Raw genomic sequence first — 4,364 nt, 5'->3', positions numbered from 1 at the left:
GCGTAGCCCGGGGTGGCCCCCAGCAGCCGCTCGCCGGCGGGGCCGCCGGACGTGCCGCGCACCAGGCCGAAATCCAGGGGCACCGGCAGGCCGTCGCTGTCGCGGCGCAGCAGGTTGGCGGGGCTGAGGTCGCCGTGCAGCAGGTCCTGGCTGTGCAGGGCGGCGAGCACCGGCAGCAGCTGGCGCAGCAGCAGCAGCACCTCCCCCGCCCCGAACACGAGCTGGCGCTCGGCGCGCAACTCAAGCAGCTGCTCGTAGGTGCGACCCGCCTGCCACTCGCGCACCAGCCAGAGCTGGTCGTCGGCCTCGATCACGGCGCCGATGCGGGGCACCTGGGGATGGAGCACCCCCTGCAGCCGCGACCACAGCTCCCGGGCCCGGGCCTGGTCCTGCTCCGGCCCGATGCGGCGCAGAGCCACGGGCGCATCGGCGGCCAGCTGGTCACTCGCCAGCCACAGCTCCCCCTGGGGGCCGCCCGACTCCGCCGCAAGACAGCGCTCCAGCCGGTAGCGGCCGCCGATCACCTGGCCCGGGGCTGCGCTCATGGGATCAGGGCCGCGCCGCCACGCTGGGGCTGCTCGAGGCCTCGGCCCGCCAGCCAGCCGTGGTCGTAGAGGCGGGAGCGGTAGCGATCGCCGCTGTCACAGAGCACGGTGACGATGCGGTGGCCGGGCCCCAGGCGCCGGGCCGTCTCCACCGCCGCGGCCACGTTGATCCCCACCGATCCGCCCATGAACAGGCCCTCCTGCCACAGCAGGCCGTAGATCGTGCGCAGGGCCATGGGGTCGTCGATGCGCACCGCGTCATCGATCGGCGCCCCCTCCAGGTTGGCGGTGACGCGGCTGTTGCCGATGCCCTCGGTGACGGAGTTCCCCTCGCTCTTCAGGGTGCCCTCGGTGGCCCAGCTGTAGAGGGCGCTGCCGCAGGGATCGGCCAGGACGCAGCGGACCCTGGGATCCTGCTCCTTGAGATAGAGGGCCACCCCGGCATAGGTGCCGCCGGTGCCGGTGGCGGCCACCCAGGCATCCAGCCGGCCCCCGGTCTGCTGCCAGATCTCCGGGCCGGTGCTGCCGTAGTGGGCGCGCCGGTTGGCGAGGTTGTCGAACTGGTTGGCCCACACGGCGCCGGGGGTCTCCTCGGCGATGCGGCCCGAGAGGCGCACGTAGTTGGCCGGGTCGCTGTAGGGCACGGCGGGCACCGTCCGCACCTCGGCGCCGAGGCTGCGCAGCAGGCCGATCTTCTCCGCCGACTGGGTCTCGGGGATGACGATCAGGCAGCGGTAGCCGCGGGCATTGCAGAGATGGGTCAGACCGATGCCGGTGTTGCCGGCGGTCCCCTCCACCACCGTGCCCCCCGGCTTGAGCTGGCCGCTGGCCTCCGCCTCCTGGAGGATGCCCAGGGCGGCCCGGTCCTTGACCGACCCGCCGGGGTTCATGAATTCCGCCTTGCCCAGGATCTCGCAGCCGGTGAGGGCGCTGAGGGCATGGAGCCGGATGAGGGGCGTCTGGCCCACCGCCCCGCTGAAGCCCTCGGTGATCCCGGTGCTCATGCCGTCGCTGTGGGCTCCCATGCGGCTGGCCTTCTCCATGGCTGCGTGGCCGGATCGTAGGGAACATCCCTAAGGTCGGCCCCAGAGAACGGCAGGACGATGGGTTCCAGGGCACACGCGCCGGCGGACATCACCTGCCTCCTGCAACGGCTCCAGGCGGTCCGCCAGCACAGTGAACGCCTGATCGAGGGCCTGGAGCCCGAGGACCTCTGCCTCCAGGGTATGGCCGATGCCAGCCCCGCCAAGTGGCACCTGGGGCACACCACCTGGTTCTTCGAGACCTTCCTGCTGGAGCCCCACCTGCCGGGCCACGCCACGCCCGACCGCCGCTGGGGCCACCTGTTCAACTCCTACTACGAGGCGGTCGGCAGCCGCCACCCCCGCCCCGAACGGGGCCTGCTCACCCGGCCGGCGATCGGCGAGGTGCTCGCCTGGCGCCGGCGCGTCGACGCCGGGCTGGAGACGCTGCTGCTGGAGCTGGATCGCGGCCCAGCCGATGCCGCCGCCCCCCTGCTGGAGCTGGTGGAGCTGGGGCTGCAGCACGAGCAGCAGCACCAGGAGCTGCTGCTGATGGATCTGCTCGACGGCTTCAGCCGCAACCCGCTGGAGCCCGCCTATGGCGTCGAACCCCCCGGCGCCGGGGCGCCGGACACCGCCGGCGGCTGGCGCTCCCACCCCGGCGGGCTGGTGGAGATCGGCCACGCCGGCGCTGGCTTCCACTTCGACAACGAAGCCCCCCGGCACCGCCAGTGGCTGGAGCCCTTCAGCCTCGCCGAAACCCTGGTGTCCAACGAGGCCTACGCCGCCTTCATCGCCGATGACGGCTACCGGCGGCCGGAGCTGTGGATGAGCGAGGGCTGGGCGCTGGTGCAGCAGCACGGCTGGAGCGCGCCCCGCTACTGGCGCGGGGAGTGGGAATTCAGCCTGGCGGGCCGCCGGCCGCGGCACCCCCAGGCGCCCGTGCGGCACATCAGCTGGTTCGAGGCCGATGCCTTCGCCCGCTGGAGCGGCGGCCGGCTGCCCAGCGAGGCCGAATGGGAGCTGGTGGTGACGGAAGCCGCCCGACCGGACGGCCGCCCCCTGCCCCAGGTCTTCGGCGCCCTCTGGCAATGGACCGCCAGCCCCTACCGGCCCTATCCGGGCTTCCGCCCCGCCCCCGGTGCCGTCGGGGAATACAACGGCAAGTTCATGACCTCCCAGTTCGTGCTCCGCGGCAGCGGCTTCCTCACCCCGGCGGGCCACGCCCGCCCCACCTACCGCAACTTCTTCGGGCCCCACTGCCGCTGGATGGCGGCCGGAGTGCGGCTGGCCCGCGACGGCGCTGTCGACCGTACCGGCGCCCCATGCTGATCGACCTCCATCCCGAGCCGGCCGACATGGCCCGGCTGGTGATCGACGGCATGGGCCGGCGCCCGAAGCAGCTGCCGGCCTGGCTGCTGTACGACGCCGAGGGGTCCCGCCTGTTCGATGCCATCTGCGAGCAGCCCGAATACGGCCTTACCCGCACCGAGACGGCCCTGCTGGAGGCGCGGGCGCCCGAGCTGGCCGCCGCCCTCGGGCCCGGGGTGGTGGTGGAGTTCGGGGCCGGCAGCGCCCGCAAGGTGAGCCCCCTGCTGGCCGCCCTGGAGCCCGCCGCCTATGTCGCCCTCGACATCAGCGCCGACCACCTGGCCCCCGCCTGCCGGGCCCTGCAGCAGCGCCATCCCGACCTGCCGGTGCTCGGCATCTGCTGCGACTACAGCCGCCTGGAGCAGCTGCCCGACCACCCCGCCCTGGCGGGCCACGGCCGGCTGGGCTTCTACCCGGGCAGTTCGATCGGCAACTTCGACCCCGCCGGCGCCCGGGACCTGCTGCGCCAGTTCCGCCGCCTGCTGGGGCCGGACAGCCGCCTGCTGATCGGCATCGACCAGCCCAAGGCGGTGGAGCGGCTGGAGGCGGCCTACAACGACGCCGCCGGCTGGTCGGAAGCATTCGCCCGCAACCTGCTGACCCGGCTCAACCGGGATCTGGAGGGCGATTTCCACCCCGACGACTTCCACTACCGGGCCTGGTGGGACGCCGGCCAGTCCCGCATCGCCATGGCCCTGGTGAGCCGCCGCGACCTGGAGGTGCAACTGGCGGGGCAGGCCTGGCCGTTCGCGGCCGGCGAGCCGCTGATCACCGAGTACAGCCACAAGTACGCCCCCGAGGCCTTCCTCGCCCTGGCCGCCGAGGCCGGCTGGCGGGGGGCGGGCCGCTGGAGCGATGCCGCCGGCGATTTCTGTCTGCACCTGCTGGTGCAGGCAGACTCGGAACAGCACCGGAGCACGCCATGAGCAGGGAGGAGCAGCGTCAGTCGATGCGCGGGGTGCGCGAGGGGCTGATCGAGGAACTCGAGGATCTGTACCGCCGGGCCTTCGACCGCATCGGCGAGCAGGACCTGGGCGAAGGGGCCATCGCCCGGCTCACCCAGCTGCTGCTGCGCTCGCGGGAGGCGGCCATCACCCCCCTGCAGGAGGAGATCGAGGCGCCCCTGATCACCCGCGCCCCCGGCGAACCGGTGCCATGAGCGGCAGCAGCTGGCTGGAGGAACTGGAGGCGCGGCTGGATCAGCAGCTGGAGGGCTTCCTGCGCACCAATCCCCAGCAGGAGGAGCTGCTGCGGGAGCAGGCCGCCCGCGACCGCCAGCGGCAGCTGCTGGCGGAACGGCTGCGCCTGCGCCAGCAGGCGGAAGAACAGCGGCGCGAACTGCTGCGGCTGGCCGAGGAGATCCGCCAGTGGCAGGAGCGCACCGGCCGGGCCCAGCCGGTGCGGGTGGTGCTGGTGGACCACCACC

5 protein-coding genes and 1 pseudogene are annotated in these 4,364 nt (G+C 73.4%); 4 read left to right on the top strand and 2 right to left on the bottom strand.

The features are described 5' to 3' along the window. On the bottom strand, window positions 1-545 hold a 545-nt coding region (locus tag VB737_RS05645; RefSeq protein WP_500311856.1), incomplete at its 3' end, for a protein kinase domain-containing protein. Next, window positions 542-1,570: a cysteine synthase A gene (locus VB737_RS05640; protein ID WP_500311855.1), complete on the bottom strand. Its 1,029-nt coding sequence runs from the start codon at window positions 1,568-1,570 to the stop codon at window positions 542-544. The genes VB737_RS05640 and VB737_RS05645, both read right to left, overlap by 4 nt. 78 nt (window positions 1,571-1,648) lie before the next feature. Between VB737_RS05640 and egtB the strand changes: the two genes are divergently transcribed. From egtB to VB737_RS05620, 4 genes and pseudogenes are all read left to right on the top strand, one after another. Then, window positions 1,649-2,899, top strand: coding sequence for an ergothioneine biosynthesis protein EgtB (gene egtB / locus VB737_RS05635; RefSeq protein WP_500311853.1), 1,251 nt, complete (start codon window positions 1,649-1,651; stop codon window positions 2,897-2,899). Then, window positions 2,893-3,864 carry an L-histidine N(alpha)-methyltransferase gene (gene egtD, locus VB737_RS05630; RefSeq protein WP_500311852.1) on the top strand — a complete coding sequence of 324 codons (972 nt, stop codon included), beginning with the start codon at window positions 2,893-2,895 and terminating at the stop codon, window positions 3,862-3,864. The genes egtB and egtD overlap by 7 nt, the downstream gene beginning before the upstream one ends. Continuing rightward, a complete protein-coding gene (locus VB737_RS05625; protein ID WP_094584291.1) occupies window positions 3,861-4,097 on the top strand; it encodes a hercynine metabolism small protein in 237 nt (78 codons plus the stop codon). Before egtD ends, VB737_RS05625 begins: the two co-directional genes overlap by 4 nt. Next, window positions 4,094-4,364, top strand: a pseudogene (locus VB737_RS05620) (hypothetical protein); the annotation flags it as partial. The gene VB737_RS05625 and the pseudogene VB737_RS05620, both read left to right, overlap by 4 nt.

The sequence above is a fragment of the Synechococcus sp. BA-120 BA3 genome, from assembly GCF_034931285.1.
Lineage (GTDB): Bacteria > Cyanobacteriota > Cyanobacteriia > PCC-6307 > Cyanobiaceae > Cyanobium.
Note: the sequence above shows the minus strand (reverse complement) of the source record. Positions and strands in the feature narration are given on the sequence as shown.